Consider the following 18,436-nt stretch of genomic DNA (forward strand, 5'->3'; position numbering starts at 1 on the left):
GACCGTGCAAAAATTTTTGGATTGGTTAGAGCGCGTATTGACCCCTTTGGCAAAAGTGATAGGAGAAAATAAGTATTTAGTAGCGATTCGTGATGGCTTCCTTTTATCAACGCCCTTGTTGATTGTTGGTTCGGTCTTCTTATTAATTGCTAATTTTCCTTTGCCACAATGGGATACTTGGATGTCTCATTTGCTTGGTAAAGACTGGGCGACAATGATGTCTGTTCCAGCTAGTGCTAGTTTTGATGTAATGACTATTCTGGCCGTTGTCGGTATTGCCTATAGTTTAGGAAAACAATTCAATGTGGATGCAATGCAAGCAGGAATTATCGCATTGGTTTCATTTTTTATTGTAACGCCTTATCAAACATTATTTACACCGGAAAATAGTTCAAAGGTTTATGAAGTTACTAGTTTACCTTTAAAATGGATGGGTTCCAGTGGCTTGTTTTTAGGAATGATTGTCGCATTAATTGCGACTCGTTTATTTGTGGCCATTGTTCGTAAAGGGTGGACAATAAAAATGCCAGAAGGAGTGCCACCAACAGTTGTTAAGTCTTTTGAGGCCCTGATTCCGAGTTTTTTAGTTGTTACTCTCATGTTTTTAGTCAATTGGCTGGCTGCTTTAACTCCTTATGGTAATTTACAAGATGTTATTTTTGAATTTCTACAAACGCCCTTATTGAGTCTTGGTAATACCTTAGGTGCGATGAGCATTGCTTATTTATTTTTACACTTCTTTTGGTTCTTTGGCATTAACGGAGGTAGCGTGGTTGGCGCAGTCTTTAATCCTGTTTTGCGGGCATTGTCTGTTGAAAATTTACAAGCATTTAAAGACGGTCATGAAATTCCCAACATCATCACTGGACAATTTCAAGATATGTTTGCAACATTTGGTGGCGCCGGTTCCACACTCTCATTAATCATTGTGATGGTCTTATTCTGTAAAAGTCAACGAATTAAAAAGCTTTCGCAACTTTCACTAATTCCTGGTGTTTTTGGGATTAACGAACCAATCATTTTTGGGTTGCCAATTGTTTTAAATCCAATCCTTTTAATTCCATTTGTATTAGTACCCGCAATTAATATTATTATTGCCTATTTTGCTATGGATTGGGGCTTAGTTCCATTGACGAACGGTATTCAATTGCCGTGGACGACCCCACCAATTATCTCAGGATTTTTAGTCAGCGGTTGGCAAGGATCAATTCTGCAAGCTCTCTTATTGGTACTAGGAATGTTCATTTATTATCCTTTTATTCGAGTTATGGATGACCAATATTTACGTGAAGAATGGAAAGCACAAGAAGAAGAGAGTGAAGAAATTGATTTTGATTCCTTTGACTTCGATGATTTATAAATAAGGAGGAAATAGGCATGAAAAAAATCCTTTTAGTCTTAAACCACAGTTTAGCAGGATTTGGCAGTGATGAACAAGCTCAGCTGAAACCAAGTGGTAAAAAAGCTCCCTTAGGTCCAGGGGTAACATTGCTACCATTTTTACAGAAGCAAGGAGCGGAAATTGTTGCGACACTTTATTGTGGTGACCAATATTATTTGGAAAACGAGGAAGAGGTAGCAAAGAAATTTATTGGCTTTGCAAAAAAGTTTCATGCCAATGCGGTTCTTTGCGGACCTGCCATGCATTATCCTAATTTTGGAGAAATGGCCGCTCATCTAGCTTGTAAGTTTAATGCTGCAGGCATTCCTGCAATTGCAGCGATGGCAGAAGAAAATCCAGCAGTTAGTCACTATTATCAGCAAGTACCGATTGTGAAGATGCCCAAAAAGGGCGGCATTGGTTTAAATAATTCGTTTAAACAAATGGCGCAATTGGTCGTGGCAAAAGCAAATGGAAAAGAAACCAAACAGTTAGAAGAAACAAGTTGTTTTTAATTGTTGATAATCTAAAGAGAAATCCAGAATGAACGCATGATTGTGTTCGTTTTGGATTTTTTGCTTTTGTTTAGCGAATGTATGTTCTATAATAGGGAGGCAGATAGGTGGGATTACGTGAAATCAACGAGAAAAATTGCGGTGCGTCAAGTGGTCGAATTTATTTTAAGGCGGGGAAGTATCGATTCTCGCCATGTGAGTGAACATACACCACAAGAAGGTAGTCGCCTTCATCGAATGTTGCAAAAGGAAGCGGGGAGCCTTTATCAAAAGGAAGTATCTTTAAAAATTGAGGTGCCTTTAAATGGCCATAATTATTGTGTAGAAGGTCGTGCAGACGGCATTTTTGTGAAAGAAACTGGGCAAGTGGTCATTGATGAAATTAAAACATCCGAGCCAGCGTTTGAAGAATTGCCGCCAGAAAAGGTCGAATTGTTTTGGTATCAAGCGATGTGTTATGGTCACATGTATTGCCAACAAGAACAACTTTCTGAAATAACGCTGCAACTCACTTATTATCAGACCACCACAAAACAAATCACACGACAAGAACGCCATTTTACAGAAGCTGCATTAGCGGAGTTTTTTACTGATTTGATGAAGCGCTATGAACAGTGGGTAATTTTTAAAGAAGAGTGGCGTATTTTGAGAAATAAATCATTAAAAAATCTTAGTTTTCCTTACGGGGAGTATCGCAAAGGGCAACGAGAATTGGCGGTAGCCGTCTATAAAACAATTCTTAGTAAACAGCGGCTCTTCGTGGAAGCACCAACTGGAACAGGCAAGACAATGTCCACTCTTTTTCCAGCGATGAAAGCAATTGGTGAAGAAGAAGGCGAACGGATTTTTTATTTAACAGCTAAGACCATTACGCGGCAAGTGGCTGAAGATGCCGTCAAAGCGCTGTCCGAAAAACAAGCGCAAACTAAGAGTATTACGTTAACAGCAAAAGATAAAATTTGTTTTTTAACTGAACGAAATTGTACACCAGAACATTGCCCGTTTGCTGACGGCTATTATGATCGTTTAAATGAGGGACTGTGGGATTTATTGCAACATGAAAATCATTTAACGAGAGAGGTTATTGAACGGTATGCACAAAAGCACCAATTGTGTCCATTCGAGTTGTCGCTAGATGCAAGTCTTTGGTGTGATTTAATTATTGGCGATTACAATTATCTATTTGATCCAACGGTTTATTTACGGCGCTTCTTTGAAGAACCCCAAAGTGCAGAAGAGAATATTTTTTTAGTGGATGAAACCCATAATTTGGTTAATCGTTCACGGGAGATGTATTCGGCCGCTATTTCTAGGAATGCGGTTTTGCAAATTCAAAAAAGATTGCAAAAAGAATCTATTCAATTAAAAAGAGCTTGTCAAAAAGTCTTAACTACGTTTGATGATATTGAAGCAATCTGTGAAGAAAAAGACACGGATTTTTTTGCCCAACGTGCGCCAATTGATTCATTAGTTAAACAGATACATCGATTAACAGAAGTAATTGCAGAATGGTTGCCAGAAAATCAACACATTGAGGAATTGGCGTCGATTCTCAGTTTTTATTTTGATTGTTTAAGTTATCTTCGAATCAGCGAGTATTACGACAACGGCTTTTATACGTCTATTTCTTTGCGAAACTATGACTGCGTTGTGAAACAATTTTGTGTCGATCCGGCTTATTTATTGTCACAACGATTAGATAAAGGGAAAGCGAGTATCTTATTTTCGGCAAGTTTAACACCTCTGAATTATTATCAAGAAGTGCTTGGTGGAGGTGAAGAAAGCCTACGTTATCGGATTCCGTATCCTTTTCCAGAAGAAAATCAATTGTTGATGATTGGTAGTCATCTCCAAACAACCTATAAAAACCGTGAAAAAAGTTATCCACAGATTAGTGAACTTTTAGGGAAGTTAAGTGAAACAAAAACAGGTAATTATTTAATTTTCTTCCCTTCTTATGCCTATATGGATGATGTCTATCAAGTATTTAGCCAACGCTATCCGCAAGTAAAAACTCAAATTCAGGGAACGGACTTAAACGAAAAAGAGCGAGAAGCATTTTTAGCTGAATTTAAAGAGAATCCTCAAGAAACTTTCATCGGTTTTTGTGTTTTAGGTGGTATATTTTCAGAAGGAATTGACTTGAAAGGTACCCGATTGATTGGTACGATAATTGTTAGTGTCGGGCTACCACAAATGAATCCGGAGCAAGAACTGATTCGCACTTTTTATCAAGAAGAGCGAGGGCAAGGGTTTCAATTTGCGTATCAAATTCCTGACATGAATAAAGTCTTGCAAGCGGCTGGACGTGTCATTCGAGATGCGCAAGATAAAGGCTTTGTGTTGTTATTAGACGAACGATTTGAATTACCAAGTGTCCAGCGTTTCTTTCCGCCGCATTGGTTGGCGCATCGAAAGGCAAACACCAATGAACAACTCATTCAACAAGTGAAACAATTTTGGTTAAAAAATAAAGAAAACAAAGGAGGAAACAAATGAAGACCATTTTAGTCCTTCATACAGGTGGGACCATTTCCATGTCGAAAGTAGCAGGAGGAAGTGTTGCCCCGAATGAAAAAAATCCGTTGATGGAACAAGAAGCATTATTTTCTGGCAAGGTTCATTTAGTTGTCGAAGATATTTTTAATATTCCCTCACCACACATGACCTTAGAACGGATGTTTCAATTAAAAGAACGGATTCAAAAAGCTTATTCTGAACCAATTGATGGCGTGGTTATTACGCATGGAACAGATACATTAGAAGAAACTGCTTATTTTTTAGATATAACCTTAGAGAAAAAAATCCCCATTGTTTTAACAGGAGCAATGCGGTCAAGTAACGAAATCGGTAGTGATGGTTTGTATAATTTCATCAGTGCTATTTGGACTGCTTGTTCAGACGAATCATACGATAAAGGTGTTTTAGTCGTGATGAATGATGAAATTCATACGGCGCGTTATGTGACAAAAACACATACAACGAACGTAGCGACGTTTCGGACGCCAACTTTTGGACCAATAGGAACCATTGCGAAAGAACGTGCTTTTTTTGCGAAAGAGGTCTTACCACAAGAAGTTTGCGATGTTTCTTCTGTGAAAGGAAATGTTCACGTAGTGAAGGCCTATGCGGGGATGGGTGAACGGATGTTTGAATTATTAAACACCCCAGAAACGGATGGGTTAGTAATTGAAGCGCTAGGTGCGGGCAATTTACCGCCAGAAACGCTCCCAGCATTACAAAAGATGCTAGACAACGGGATTCCAGTCGTTTTAGTTTCTCGTTGTTCCAATGGCATTGCTGAAGATATCTATGATTATGCTGGTGGTGGCGTTGGCTTGAAAAAAATGGGGGTTGTTTTTGCTCGTGGCTTAAACGGACCGAAAGCGCGGATTCGTTTAATTGTTGGTTTAAACAGCGAAAAAAATCCTGCAGAGTTAAAAGAATTTTTGGAACAGTAACTAATTTTAAGGAGAAAATAAATGAAGCTGTTTGAACGCATTCATCAAGATACTGAAATTCGACAAATTTATGATGCAATTGGTCAAATGGAAGATGAAGAAGCTGGGTGGGCATACCATAATTGGTTTCATGTAAACAATGTCGTAGCCATGACGGAAATGATTTTGAAACAACTTGCTGTTTCAGAGGAGTATTTAGAGGCGGCAAAAATTGCGGCACTGCTCCATGATGTGGGTGCGCTACAAGGAAAAGCAGGACATGCACTTCGTGGGAAACAATTTGCAGAAGCATATTTTCGTAAGCAAAAGATTTGTTTGCCTTATCAAGAAGAAATTTTATCTTCTATAGAAAATCATAGTAATGGCTTTGATTCGGAAGAGTTAATGACACTAGCGCTAATCATTAGTGATAAGTTAGATATTACAACCTCTCGTGTTGCAAAGGCTGGTTATTTCGTACCGGGAATGCGGCAACTTCAATTTTTAAAGAAAATTGAAATTATGCTTTCAGAACAAGAAGTTTGTGTCGCGTTTGCGGCAGAAGAAGAACTGGATTTAGAAGAATTAAATGCGTTTTATTTTATGCCAAAGGTCTTCAAAGCAATTGCCGCTTTTTCAGAAAAAATTCAACGCCGACCAATCGTTTTATTGAATAATCAAGAATGGCCGGTACCAAAACTAAAAAAATCCTTCAACTGTTCATTAACAGTTGAAGGATTTTTTTAGCGATAATTATTAAACTCAAGAGCCATTGGTAAATCTAATTCTCGTAAAAGAGCCATGACTTTTTGTAAATCATCCCGACTTTTTCCAGTTACCCGAATTTTGTCTTCTTGGATTTGTGACTTAACTTTAATACCAGAGTTTTTGATAGCTGTGTTGATTTTTTTCGCATTTTCTTTATCAATACCACTGATTAAATCACCATATTGGCGAGCAGTACCGCCTAAGGCTTTTTCACTTTCTGAGAAATGAATATTTTTAATCGGAACATTGCGTTTGACTAATTTTCCAAATAAAATATCCTTCACTTGCTCGACTTTATAATCATCTTCAGCTACGACTACTAGTTTATCGTTTTCCAATTTAATATCAGCAATTGACCCTTTAAAGTCAAAACGATTTTTCAATTCTTTTAAGGCAATTTGAATTGCGTTTTTGACTTCCTCCATATTGACCTCTGAAACTACATCAAAACTTGCTTCTTTTGCAGCCATGTAAAAACCTCCTAAAATATTCTTTGCTTCATCATATCATGAAATAGTAAAAAAGGTTAGGCTAGAATCATTTTGAATAGAGAAATAAGAAGATCAGTTTTTAGGGATATCTTCCCGCATTCTTTCATGGAAACGTTGCAAAAAAAATTTTTTTCAATGTTCGCTTTTAGCCCCTTTTCTTTTAGGATAGAACCTGTTATTCTAAGTCAGAAGAATAGCGAAGGAGCGAAGAAAAATGAGTCGATTGGTTAGTACTTACCAAAGGAATGAATCGATAAAAAAAATAGCAGTGATGGCGATAACCGCTTTGACTTCTGCGGTCGGTTTGAATTTCTTTTTGATTCCGGCAAAAGTTTTTTCGGCAGGGATGAACGGAATTGCGCAAATCATTGCTACATTATTATATACAAATTTAGGAATCCATATTAATACAGGGATCTTCATTTTATTTTTAAACATTCCCGTCTTCATTCTAGGGTTTGTAAAATTAGGGAAACAATCAACGATTCTTAGTTTCATCAATGTTATTGGCATTTCCGTTGTCACTATGTTTGTGCCAATCGTAACAGTCACAACGAATCCTTTGATGAACGCAATTATGGGTGGTGTCTTAGTCGGCGTTGGCGCAGGGCTTTCATTGAAAATGGGCTTTAACACTGGCGGCATGGACATTATTTCACTGATTCTTTCAAAAACAACAGGGAAAACCGTTGGTAATTTTATGTTCTTATTAAATGGTATTATTGTGCTGTTGGCTGGTTTTGTATTTAACTGGGAAAGTGCGTTGTATACTATTATTTCTATTTACTGTTTGAGTCAGGTGGTCGACATGATTCATACCAGTCACCAAAAAGTCACAGCAATGATTGTCACCACGAGACCAGAAGCCGTTGCCTTAGAAGTTTCTCAACAAATCGCTCGTGGCATGACCTTGTTGCCTTCAATCGGCGGCTATTCAGGTGCAGAAGGTCGGATGATTATGATGGTCATTACTCGCTACGAACTCTATGATTTAGAACAAGCAGTTTACAGTATCGATGAGAATGCCTTTGTAAATATTTTACCAACACAATCGGTTTTAGGGCGTTTTGCCAATGAAGATGAACAACGGATTTTTCATAGTACAGGAACATTTCCTGAGCTTCAATCTTACAAGGTGAAACGTTATCCACCAAAGAAAAAATTAAAATAGCAAGTCGGCCTTTAGGTCCCAAAGTCTTAACGGGAAAACTGGAGGTTTTTTTATAAAAATGAAGGTTATGTGAAAGAATAGACAAAAATTTTCTGAAAAAGGGAATTTTACTAGAAAAGTGTCAGGAATTCTGCTAAAATAGAACCGTTGGTTAGGGAACACCTAACAAATAAAGTTTTTAAAAACTTAGGAGGAATTTTTTATGCCAGTAGTATCAGGAGCAGAATTCTTAAAAGCAGCACGTAAAGGCGGCTATGCAGTAGGTGGCTATAACACAAATAACTTAGAATGGACACAAGCGATTTTAGAAGCAGCAGAAGCTAAAAAAGCACCAGTTCTAATCCAAACATCAATGGGCGCTGCTAAATACATGGGCGGCTACAAAGTAGCTAAAGACATGATTACTAATTTAGTAGACTCAATGAATATCACAGTTCCAGTAGCAATTCACTTAGACCACGGTGACTACGAAGCTGCTTTAGAATGTATCGAAGTTGGCTATACTTCAATCATGTTTGATGGTTCTCACTTACCATTCGAAGAAAACTTAAAATTAGCGAAAGATGTAGTTGAAAAAGCTCACGCTAAAGGTATTTCTGTTGAATGTGAAGTTGGTTCAATCGGTGGTGAAGAAGACGGAATCATCGGTACTGGCGAATTAGCTGATATCGAAGAATGTAAACAAATGGTTGCTACAGGTATTGACTACTTAGCATGTGGTATCGGTAACATCCATGGTCAATATCCAGAAAACTGGAAAGGTTTAGCATTTGATCACTTACAAGCAATTGCTGAAGCTGTCGGTTCTGATGTACCTCTAGTATTACACGGAGGTTCTGGTATTCCTCAAGAACAAATTGAAAAAGCAATTTCAATGGGTATCTCAAAAGTTAACGTAAATACAGAATTCCAATTATCATTCGCTAAAGCAACGCGCGAATATATTGAAGCTGGTAAAGATTTAGAAGGTAAAGGATTTGACCCTCGTAAATTATTAGCACCAGGTAAAGCTGCAATCATCAAAGATGCAGAAGAACACATTGATTGGTTCGGTTCAGCTAACAAAGCTTAATCAACTAGTTACGTTAAAGACAGCCACAGCACGTGGCTGTCTTTTTTATTTTTTGTTATTTTTTCATTCTATTAAAATACCTGAGAAGTTTTCTTTTTTCTTAAGCTTGATTATGATAGAATGATTGGGTAGTTTATTTAGAAAACGTATATTACAGATAGGTGAGAATATAAATGAAAAAAATCGTAATCAATGGGAATCGTCCATTAAAAGGCGAAGTAACCATTAGCGGCGCTAAAAATAGTGTGGTCGCTTTAATTCCAGCTGCTATTTTAGCAGATTCGCCCGTGACTTTAGATGGCGTTCCTGACATTCAGGATGTTCACTCATTAATTGAAATTTTAGAAATTATGGGTGCTAAAATTACTTTTGAAAATAATACATTAATTATTGACCCAACAGAAGTTGTTTCTGTGCCAATGCCAAAAGGAAAAATCAATAGCTTACGTGCATCCTATTATTTTATGGGCTCACTTCTTGGTCGATTTGGGGAAGGCGTTGTCGGCTTACCTGGCGGTTGTTACTTAGGCCCTCGTCCAATTGATTTACATATCAAAGGATTTGAAGCATTAGGCGCTCATGTAACCAACGAACATGGGGCGATGTACTTGAGAACAGACGAAGCTGGCTTACAAGGAACACGAATTTTTATGGATATGGTATCTATTGGCGCTACAATCAATGTCATGTTAGCCGCAGTTAAAGCCAAAGGCAAAACGATTATTGAAAATGCTGCGCGTGAGCCAGAAATTATTGATATTGCTACATTATTAAATAACATGGGTGCAAAAGTCCGAGGAGCTGGAACGGACGTTATTCGGATTGAAGGTGTCGAAGAATTACATGGTTGTCGTCACTCGATTATTCCAGATCGAATTGAAGCTGGGACTTATTTAGCTATGGCAGCAGCTATGGGTGAAGGAATCAAAGTTCGAAATGTTATTTATGAGCATTTAGAAAGCTTCATTGCGAAATTGCAAGAAATGGGCGTTAAGATGACAATTGAAGAAGACATGATTGAAGTTCATCCGTCACATGATCTGAAAATGACGACGGTGAAAACCTATCCGTATCCTGGTTTTGCCACAGACTTGCAACAACCGTTAACGCCATTACTTTTAAAAGCGCAAGGAACTGGTGAAATTATTGATACGATTTATGCTCAACGAAATAAGCATATCCCTGAGTTGGTGCGGATGGGGGCTGATGCTTCGGTTGAAGGCAATATGATTATCTTAAATGGCCCAAATCAATTGCACGGTGCAGAAGTAGTCGCCTCTGATTTACGGGCAGGCGCTTGCCTAGTCACTGCCGGCTTGATGGCTGAAGGTACGACCACGATTTATAATGTAGAATATATTTTACGTGGGTACGACCACATTATCGAAAAGTTAACTGCTTTGGGTGCTGATATTCAAATGCTAGAAACCGAAGAACAAGAAGGTCCGTTTGAGGTGGATCAATGAGCGACTATTTAACAATGGCTGAATTGGAAAACAGTACGTTAAAAGATATTTATGCGTACGCGAAAGAGTTTAAAATTCCTTATTATAGCCAAATGAACAAAAAAGAATTGTCTTTAGCTGTGATTCGTGCACAAGCTGAGAAGCAAGGGTTTTTCTTCATGGAAGGAATTTTAGATATTGTTTCTCAGGATGGTTATGGTTTTTTGCGGCCAATTAATTATGGACCAAGTGCAGAAGACATTTATATTTCTTCTTCTCAAATTCGTCGTTTCGGATTGAGAAATGGGGACAAAGTAGCTGGCAAGGCGCGTCCGCCAAAGGAATCAGAACGTTACTATGGACTCATGCATGTTGAAAGTGTCAATGGGAAAGATCCTGAAGAAGCGAAAGAGCGGCCACATTTTCCAGCGCTAACACCGTTGTATCCTGAAAAACAATTAACGTTAGAAACAACGGCTGGCAGATTATCAACACGAATGATTGATGTATTTGCCCCAATTGGTTTTGGGCAACGTGGTTTAATTGTAGCGCCGCCAAAAGCCGGGAAAACAAGTGTTTTAAAGGAAATTGCTAATGGGATTACAGAAAATCATCCTGATGTGGAATTGATTCTGTTGTTAATTGACGAGCGTCCTGAAGAAGTGACTGATTTAGAGCGAAGCGTTAAAGGCGATGTGGTTTCTTCAACTTTTGATCAACAACCACAAAATCATACGCGAGTTGCTGAATTGGTTTTGGATCGAGCAATGCGCTTAGTTGAAGACAAACGGGACGTAGTTATTTTAATGGACAGCATCACTCGTTTAGCAAGGGCCTATAATTTAGTGGTCCCGCCTAGTGGTCGAACCTTAAGTGGCGGAATAGATCCAGCTGCGTTTTTCAAACCTAAACGATTTTTTGGTGCTGCCAGAAATATCGAAGAAGGGGGCAGTCTGACTATTTTAGCCACGGCATTGGTGGATACAGGTAGCCGAATGGATGATGTCATCTATGAAGAATTCAAAGGCACAGGCAATATGGAGCTCCATTTATCTCGTGAATTAGCAGAGCGCCGTATTTTCCCAGCAATTGATATTAAAAAATCAAGTACGCGAAAAGAAGAGTTGCTAATGACACCAGAACAACTAGAAGAAACGTGGAAATTGAGAAATAATATGTCAGGAGACTCGCTGGAATATACGGATCAATTCATAAAAATGTTGAAACGGACCCAAAATAATCAACAATTATTTGAAGTTTTCCATGATGTTTCGTTTGGCAAACAAATTAAAAGAAATCCAAAAAGATAATTGCATACCAACTGAAAACATGGTAAGATAGCATTGTTGTATACCGACAAAATAACTCTGATACAGCAAATGGATCAGGGCAAAGGAGCGAAAAAAACGTATGAAACAAGATATCCATCCAAATTACCAACCAGTAGTATTCATGGATTCAACAACAGGTTTCAAATTCCTTTCAGGTTCAACTAAAGGATCTTCAGAAACTGTTGAATGGGAAGATGGCAACACTTATCCATTATTACGTGTTGAGGTTACTTCAGACTCACACCCATTCTACACTGGTCGTCAAAAATTCACACAAGCCGACGGACGTGTGGACCGTTTCAACAAAAAATACGGTCTCAAAGACGAAAACGCAAATCCAGACGCATAGTCTTTCAAAACATTGTTATGACAAGGTTTATAGAGGTTTTCCACTGTGGTGGGAAACCTCTTTTTTTGCGTTAAATATGTAGTTTTAATTCAGAGAAAAGAAATAAAGCAACTTACCAATCTTTTCCTCTTTCTTTTCAAGATTATCCTTCCCAAAAGTCAAAGATTGATCAGCATTGTTTCGCTGATTTGTTAGACTAGTAGGTACATTCAGCTTTATAAAGGAGATCTTGAAGAAATGAGTAGAAAAAAAGTCGGTGTTTTCTGTCTATTTCTGTTTTTCACATTTTTTATTATTGTTCCAAAAGTAGAAGCTACAGAAGAAATGAAGACTAAATTTACAGTAACGCCTGTTTTACCAGAAAATCAAGTGTCAGGAACATCTAGTTATTATGATTTAATTCTGGCACCAAAGCAATCTTCCACTATTGTCCTAGATATAAAAAATAAGACAGACGAAAAATTGTCCATCGTATTGACTCTAGCAAATGCATCAACAAATGATAATGGGTTGATTGTGTACAATGATTTTGATAAACCACTTGATTCATCGTTAAAGGTTCCGCTGACAGACTTGGTTACTTTAGAAAATGAGGAAGTGAGTGTGCCGCCTCATCAAACAGTATCAGCAAAGATGAAGGTGAAGGGACTTGATAAGCCTATCAAAGGAGTTGTTTTAGGCGGGGGTTATGCGCATCTCAAAGATGAAAAAACAGAGGAAGAGAACCAAACAATGGGATTAACCAGTCGCTACGGGTTTAATGTTGCGATTGCCATGAGGAGTGCTGAGAATGCTCCTTTAACAGAGGTGAACCAACTGAAATTAGTGAAAGTAACACCTACAATTGCTTTAGGGTCCAAATCGCTAAAGGCGGTCATTCAAAATCCGTATGCTGCTATTTTTCCAGAAGTTCGTTTAGAAGGTCAAGTGATAAAAAAAGGATCCTCTAAAAAAATTGCACAACGGACACTAAAAAATGTTCGCTTTGCCCCAAATAGTTCCATGAATTTTCATCTTGATTTGGGCAAACAACCGCTAGATGCTGGGACTTATATATTTACAGGACGTGCTATTTTACAACAAGATGAACAACGGTCTTGGCCTTTTCAACAAGAATTTACGATTAACACTCGTGAAGCAAAAAAATTGAATCAAGAAGCTACGGTCAAATGGGTCCTACCTACATGGTGGTTACCGACTTTCTACACGTTGTTAGTAATCACAATTGGGGCAATTTATAGTGTCATTTGGCGCAATAATTATCAAAAAACAAGCGAAAAGGAGAGTGAGAATAATGGCTAGTTGGTTTTGGTTGTCTGGCGGTTTAGCGGTCATTTGTTTTATGTTTTTCCTCTTTTCTTTGCTGACTAGTATGAGTTTTATTCAGCATGCAAAAGAACCCAGAAGTATTCTAAAAGAAACGCTTTTAAGTTGGTTAATGCTTTTACTTAGTGGTGGGTGGATTACAATCGGACTATTGTTATATTTTTCGCTAAAGAATCAATAAACAAAAAACGAGCATTCATTGTTAGATAACCGTGAATGCTCGTTTTTTGTTTTAGGAAAATGCTCTTTAGCAACTTGCCAGATTTCATTGGGCAACCTGACTGAAATTGTTAAATTGTTCTGTCGAAACGAAAAAAAAGTGGTAAACTAAACGTGTATGTTAGTTATTTAATCAAAAGTAATGTATCCGCTTACTTATAAAATGGAAACGAAGGAGCATATTGCAATGACAGAAAAACTTTTAGGAAGTATCGAAGCCGGTGGCACAAAATTTGTATGTGGCGTTGGGACAGATGATTTGACCATCGTAGAACGTGTCAGTTTTCCCACAACAACCCCAGAAGAAACAATGAAAAAAGTAATAGAATTTTTCCAACAATATCCTTTAAAAGCGATTGGGATTGGTTCGTTTGGTCCGATTGATATTCACGTTGATTCTCCTACGTATGGTTATATCACTTCTACACCAAAATTAGCTTGGCGTAACTTTGACTTGTTAGGGACTATGAAACAACATTTTGATGTGCCAATGGCTTGGACAACGGATGTGAATGCTGCGGCATATGGTGAGTATGTTGCTGGAAATGGGCAACATACATCTAGTTGTGTATATTATACAATTGGAACTGGTGTTGGCGCTGGAGCGATTCAAAACGGTGAGTTTATTGAAGGCTTTAGCCACCCAGAAATGGGGCATGCGTTAGTCCGTCGTCATCCTGAAGATACGTATGCAGGAAATTGTCCTTATCATGGAGATTGTTTAGAAGGGATTGCAGCAGGACCAGCAGTTGAAGGTCGTTCTGGTAAAAAAGGACATTTATTGGAAGAGGATCATAAAACTTGGGAACTAGAAGCTTATTATTTAGCGCAAGCGGCGTACAATACGACTTTATTATTAGCGCCAGAAGTGATCATTTTAGGCGGCGGCGTCATGAAACAACGTCATTTGATGCCGAAAGTTCGTGAAAAATTTGCTGAATTAGTCAATGGATATGTGGAAACACCGCCTTTAGAAAAATACTTGGTGACGCCTCTTTTAGAAGATAATCCAGGAACAATTGGTTGCTTTGCCTTGGCAAAAAAAGCTTTAATAGCTCAAAAATAACCATTTATTCGCAGTTCATGCATTATATTTGAAGGAAATGGCTAAGAATGATACTCTTATTATGTAATTAATTATTTAGGAGGGATTAGCATGGCAGATTTAAAAGGACGTTTTGACGATGCAAAAGATAAAGTAGAAGGTACTGCAAAAGAAGCGCAAGGCAAAGTTACGGATGATAAAGGCAAAGAACTTGAAGGAAAAGCTCAATCAACCTTTGCTGACGTAAAAGACAAAGCACGTGATGCCGGCGATGACCTTAAAGAAGGCGCTGAAAAATTAACTGATAAAGTTAAAGAAGGCTTTGAAGACTTAAAAGACAAATTTAGTAAAGATAAATAAAAATTAACAAAAGAGCGTGGGCTTACGTTGAAATAACGTAAGCCCACGCTCTTTTGTTTAGATATCAAATCCTTGCTTCTGTAAAAATGTTTTTACTTCTGGCCGACGATTATAAGAAAAATAGGACAAAGACTTCTGTGACCAATCCGCTGTTTGGGCGTTACTTGAGCGGCTGGCATAATAATCTTTTAATAATTCATCATATGTGTGCATATCTGTCAATTTGTCTGATTGGTAGTGATTTTCGCTTAAAATATTTTCAAAAGGCATCCGTGGTTTTACACCATTTAACGTTTCTGGTACACCGATTGTTAATCCGAAAAGTGGTACAGTTAATTCAGGCAAAGATAAGCGTTTGGCTACTGTGTCTAAGTCATTTCGAATGCCGCCAATATAACAAATCCCTAAATCCATAGATTCAGCCGCAATGGCCATGTTTTGCGCAGCAATCGTTGTATCAACGGCAGCTACTAATAATGATTCTGGTGTCTTTAAGGGTTCCAATGATTGCCCCTCTTTTGACAAAATCGTTGCATGACGATACAAATCAGCAACAAAAACATAGAACACACCAGTGTTAACGACATAGTCTTCACAATTCGCTAAACGTCCCAATTCTCTGCGTAGCTCAGGATCTTTGATTTCTATAATTGTATAAGCTTGTAAAAAATTGGAGCTTGATCCTGCTTGAGCTGCAGTAATTAACTGTTGTTTCTGCTTGTCCGTTAACGCTTGCTTTTTAAAATGACGAACGGAACGGTGACTTAGTAATTGTTCGATTGTTTGATTCATAAAAAACCTCCGTTTAAATTAAGAAAGAGAACAGAAAAACCCACAGCTTAATAGTGGGTTTCTCAGTCGTTAATTGCTAAAGATTACAGAATACGTTCAAATGGATCTAAACTAATTCCTTGGTCTAAGACGATTTTTGCGTATTCTTTCGCTGCAAATAAAGAATGATCTTTGTAGTTTCCGCACTCTTTTGCAGAGACTGCTGGAACAACTTCTGTATTGATTACTTTGTTTAAAACGTTGACTAATGCATCACGGATTTCTTGTGGTGAATGTTGATCCCACATAATCATATAAAAACCAGTGCGGCAACCCATTGGCGAAATGTCAATGATTCCTTTTAATTCATCACGCATGTTAACTGCTAACAAATGTTCCAACGTGTGTAATGCGCCTGTTGGTAGGGCATCTTTGTTTGGTTGTAAGAAACGTAAGTCATATTTTTCGACTAACGCATCACCATTTTGTTCTGTGCCAGCAAGGCGAACATATGGTGCTTTTACTGTGTTGTGATCTAATTCAAAACTTTCTACGCGTGCCATGAAATTTCGCTCCCTTTATAATTAAATTCGTTTTAACTATAACAAATTTAAGTCAAAAGTCAATGGATAGTCCTTTAATGGGTAATAGTTTTAAAATATCATGGGAAAATAAAAAAATCATTTTTTTGACTATGTAGGTTTTTTCAATACTATGGTAAAATAGGACAAGTAGCTTTTACAAGAAGGTAAGAGGGGAGTATGAAAATATGGGAAAAGAATATCATGTTGCCGTGGTAGGAGCAACAGGTGCTGTCGGGACAAGAATGATTGAATTGTTAGCAGAAACAAGTTTGCCAATTGCCAGTGTGAGGTTATTGGCGTCTAAGCGTTCTGCTGGACAAGAGATTCAGTTTAAAGGGCAACCTCTTATCGTGGAAGAATTAGTCCCGGAATCATTTGAAGGAATCGATTTAGCATTATTTAGTGCTGGTGGGAGTATTTCCGAAAAGTTTGCACCAGAAGCAGTTAAGCGCGGAGCTGTTGTTGTTGACAACACTAGCCATTTTAGAATGGCAAAAGATGTTCCTTTAGTTGTTCCAGAAGTGAACCCGGAAGCCTTAAAAAATCATCAGGGAATCATCGCAAATCCCAATTGTTCTACGATTCAAATGATGGTGGCCTTGGAACCAATTCGGCAAGCGTTTGGCTTAGAACGAATCATCGTTTCAACGTATCAAGCTGTGAGTGGCGCAGGTATCCGTGCAATTAATGAGCTAAAAGAACAAGCCGAAGATTTTTTAGAGGGAAAACCTGTCAGCGAATGGTCAGCTGAAATTTTACCAGCTGGCAGTGACGAAAAACATTATCCAATTGCTTTTAATGCGTTGCCTCAAATTGATGTTTTTTCAGAAGCAGGGTATACCTACGAAGAATGGAAAATGATGAATGAAACAAAAAAAATCATGGGAGACAACAAGCTAAAAGTCGTTGCCACCTGTGTCCGTATTCCGGTAATTTCAGGACATTCTGAGTCTGTTTATATAGAAGTGAAACAAGCAGATGCATCGGTCTCAGCCATCCAAGAATTAATGGCGCAAGCTCCAGGTGTAATTTTGCAAGATGAGCCAAGTGAACAACTATATCCACAAGCGCTAAATAGCGTCAACCAGAAAGAAACATTTGTCGGCCGTATTCGTCAAGACGTTGACGTGAAGAACGGTTTCCATTTATGGATTGTGTCAGACAACCTATTAAAAGGAGCTGCTTGGAACTCGGTCCAAATTGCTGAAACGCTACACGAAATGAATTTGCTTCGTGTACCTGAAAACGACTAGAAGGTTTGTATTGTATACTCGGGAGGGAATAGGATGGATTTAACGAATGCAACAATTATTACGGCAATGGTTACGCCGTTTCAAGAATCGGGAGAAATAGATTTTGATAAACTACCGCAATTGGTAGACTATTTATTGGCCAATCATACAGAAGGCGTTATTTTAGCAGGAACAACTGGTGAATCACCCACGTTAACTCATGAAGAAGAATTACAATTATTCCAGCGAATGATTGAACTGATCGATGGACGTATTCCGATTATTTGTGGTGTAGGTACGAATGATACACGTGACTCAGTCGCTTTTGTGAAAGAGTTAGCGACAATCGCTGGTATCGATGCTGTTTTGGCGGTTGTTCCTTATTATAATAAACCGAATCAAGAAGGTATGTATCAACATTTTAAAACCATCGCAGAAGCAAGTGAACTGCCAATTATTTTGTACAATGTTCCTGGTAGAACGGCTGCATGTCTAGAAGTGGAAACTACTTTGCGCTTAGCACAATTGGAAAAAATTGTGGCAATTAAAGAATGTGCAGGGTTAGATGCAATTACTGAGTTGATTGAAAGAGCGCCAAAAGACTTTCTAGTGTATACTGGAGAAGACGGGTTGGCTTTTGCCACCAAGGCACTTGGCGGACAAGGGGTTATTTCGGTAGCCAGTCATGTCTTCGGTTCGTCAATGTATGAGATGTATCAAGCGCTGGAGCAGGGGAACTTGCCGGAAGCGGCTAAAATTCAACGACAGTTATTACCAAAAATGAACGCATTGTTTTCAGTGCCTTCACCGGCACCCGTGAAAGCGGCCTTAAATCATTTAGGTATTCCTGTTGGAAATTTACGTTTACCTCTAGTTGCTTGTACACCAGAAGAAGAGCAAAGAATTATTCGCACGTTAGAGATTTAAAGAACGTGT

Annotated in this window: 18 protein-coding genes and 1 pseudogene; 16 read left to right on the forward strand and 3 right to left on the reverse strand. The window is 38.3% G+C overall.

Features of this window, described 5'->3' with window-relative positions; all coding sequences use genetic code 11:
• Positions 1 to 4 precede the first annotated feature (4 nt).
• The 5 genes and pseudogenes from celB (at position 5) to IGL56_RS04680 (ending at position 6,063) form a co-directional block, all read left to right on the forward strand.
• Positions 5 to 1,360, forward strand: a complete 1,356-nt coding sequence (celB, locus tag IGL56_RS04660) for a PTS cellobiose transporter subunit IIC (protein ID WP_002384702.1) — start codon at positions 5 to 7, stop codon at positions 1,358 to 1,360.
• A 17-nt stretch (positions 1,361 to 1,377) separates the two neighbouring features.
• Positions 1,378 to 1,896, forward strand: coding sequence for a GrdB-related putative oxidoreductase (locus IGL56_RS04665; RefSeq protein WP_002357978.1), 519 nt, complete (start codon positions 1,378 to 1,380; stop codon positions 1,894 to 1,896).
• A gap of 36 nt (positions 1,897 to 1,932) precedes the next feature.
• Positions 1,933 to 4,395 carry a helicase C-terminal domain-containing protein gene (locus IGL56_RS04670; protein ID WP_430599846.1) on the forward strand — a complete coding sequence of 821 codons (2,463 nt, stop codon included), beginning with the start codon at positions 1,933 to 1,935 and terminating at the stop codon, positions 4,393 to 4,395.
• The gene (locus tag IGL56_RS04675; RefSeq protein WP_002357976.1) at positions 4,392 to 5,357 is read left to right on the forward strand and encodes an asparaginase; all 966 of its coding nucleotides are present in this window, start codon (positions 4,392 to 4,394) and stop codon (positions 5,355 to 5,357) included. Before IGL56_RS04670 ends, IGL56_RS04675 begins: the two co-directional genes overlap by 4 nt.
• Before the next feature lie 21 nt (positions 5,358 to 5,378).
• Positions 5,379 to 6,063, forward strand: a pseudogene (locus tag IGL56_RS04680) (HD domain-containing protein).
• 16 nt (positions 6,064 to 6,079) lie between these two features.
• Here IGL56_RS04680 and IGL56_RS04685 read toward each other — a convergent pair.
• A complete protein-coding gene (locus tag IGL56_RS04685; protein ID WP_002357974.1) occupies positions 6,080 to 6,574 on the reverse strand; it encodes a YajQ family cyclic di-GMP-binding protein in 495 nt (164 codons plus the stop codon).
• Positions 6,575 to 6,809: 235 nt separating this feature from the next.
• Between IGL56_RS04685 and IGL56_RS04690 the strand changes: the two genes are divergently transcribed.
• From IGL56_RS04690 to IGL56_RS04730, 9 genes are all read left to right on the forward strand, one after another.
• Positions 6,810 to 7,766, forward strand: a complete 957-nt coding sequence (locus IGL56_RS04690) for a YitT family protein (protein ID WP_002381974.1) — start codon at positions 6,810 to 6,812, stop codon at positions 7,764 to 7,766.
• Between the two features lie 202 nt (positions 7,767 to 7,968).
• On the forward strand, positions 7,969 to 8,838 hold the full coding sequence (locus IGL56_RS04695; RefSeq protein WP_002357972.1) for a class II fructose-bisphosphate aldolase: 870 nt from the start codon (positions 7,969 to 7,971) through the stop codon (positions 8,836 to 8,838).
• A gap of 173 nt (positions 8,839 to 9,011) precedes the next feature.
• Complete coding sequence (locus IGL56_RS04700; RefSeq protein ID WP_002357969.1) at positions 9,012 to 10,304, forward strand: UDP-N-acetylglucosamine 1-carboxyvinyltransferase; 1,293 nt, start codon at positions 9,012 to 9,014, stop codon at positions 10,302 to 10,304.
• Positions 10,301 to 11,593 (forward strand): transcription termination factor Rho, encoded by a 1,293-nt coding sequence (rho, locus tag IGL56_RS04705; protein WP_002357968.1) that lies wholly within the window; start codon positions 10,301 to 10,303, stop codon positions 11,591 to 11,593. Before IGL56_RS04700 ends, rho begins: the two co-directional genes overlap by 4 nt.
• A gap of 100 nt (positions 11,594 to 11,693) precedes the next feature.
• The gene (locus tag IGL56_RS04710) at positions 11,694 to 11,963 is read left to right on the forward strand and encodes a type B 50S ribosomal protein L31 (protein ID WP_002357967.1); all 270 of its coding nucleotides are present in this window, start codon (positions 11,694 to 11,696) and stop codon (positions 11,961 to 11,963) included.
• A gap of 237 nt (positions 11,964 to 12,200) precedes the next feature.
• On the forward strand, positions 12,201 to 13,265 hold the full coding sequence (locus IGL56_RS04715) for a DUF916 and DUF3324 domain-containing protein (protein WP_430599847.1): 1,065 nt from the start codon (positions 12,201 to 12,203) through the stop codon (positions 13,263 to 13,265).
• Positions 13,258 to 13,470, forward strand: a complete 213-nt coding sequence (locus IGL56_RS04720) for a hypothetical protein (RefSeq protein ID WP_002357965.1) — start codon at positions 13,258 to 13,260, stop codon at positions 13,468 to 13,470. The genes IGL56_RS04715 and IGL56_RS04720 overlap by 8 nt, the downstream gene beginning before the upstream one ends.
• Before the next feature lie 225 nt (positions 13,471 to 13,695).
• Positions 13,696 to 14,574 carry a fructokinase ScrK gene (gene scrK, locus IGL56_RS04725; RefSeq protein WP_002357964.1) on the forward strand — a complete coding sequence of 293 codons (879 nt, stop codon included), beginning with the start codon at positions 13,696 to 13,698 and terminating at the stop codon, positions 14,572 to 14,574.
• A gap of 90 nt (positions 14,575 to 14,664) precedes the next feature.
• Complete coding sequence (locus IGL56_RS04730; protein ID WP_002357962.1) at positions 14,665 to 14,913, forward strand: YtxH domain-containing protein; 249 nt, start codon at positions 14,665 to 14,667, stop codon at positions 14,911 to 14,913.
• A gap of 57 nt (positions 14,914 to 14,970) precedes the next feature.
• Here IGL56_RS04730 and nfsA read toward each other — a convergent pair whose 3' ends face one another.
• The gene (gene nfsA, locus IGL56_RS04735; RefSeq protein ID WP_002357961.1) at positions 14,971 to 15,705 is read right to left on the reverse strand and encodes an oxygen-insensitive NADPH nitroreductase; all 735 of its coding nucleotides are present in this window, start codon (positions 15,703 to 15,705) and stop codon (positions 14,971 to 14,973) included.
• A gap of 83 nt (positions 15,706 to 15,788) precedes the next feature.
• The gene (locus tag IGL56_RS04740) at positions 15,789 to 16,247 is read right to left on the reverse strand and encodes an S-ribosylhomocysteine lyase (protein ID WP_002357960.1); all 459 of its coding nucleotides are present in this window, start codon (positions 16,245 to 16,247) and stop codon (positions 15,789 to 15,791) included.
• Between the two features lie 206 nt (positions 16,248 to 16,453).
• Between IGL56_RS04740 and IGL56_RS04745 the strand changes: the two genes are divergently transcribed.
• The gene (locus IGL56_RS04745) at positions 16,454 to 17,521 is read left to right on the forward strand and encodes an aspartate-semialdehyde dehydrogenase (protein WP_002381968.1); all 1,068 of its coding nucleotides are present in this window, start codon (positions 16,454 to 16,456) and stop codon (positions 17,519 to 17,521) included.
• Positions 17,522 to 17,554: 33 nt separating this feature from the next.
• A complete protein-coding gene (gene dapA, locus IGL56_RS04750; protein WP_002357957.1) occupies positions 17,555 to 18,427 on the forward strand; it encodes a 4-hydroxy-tetrahydrodipicolinate synthase in 873 nt (290 codons plus the stop codon).
• Positions 18,428 to 18,436 lie beyond the last annotated feature (9 nt).

Source organism: Enterococcus sp. DIV1316a, assembly GCF_050536915.1.
GTDB classification, from domain to species: Bacteria; Bacillota; Bacilli; order Lactobacillales; family Enterococcaceae; genus Enterococcus; species Enterococcus faecalis.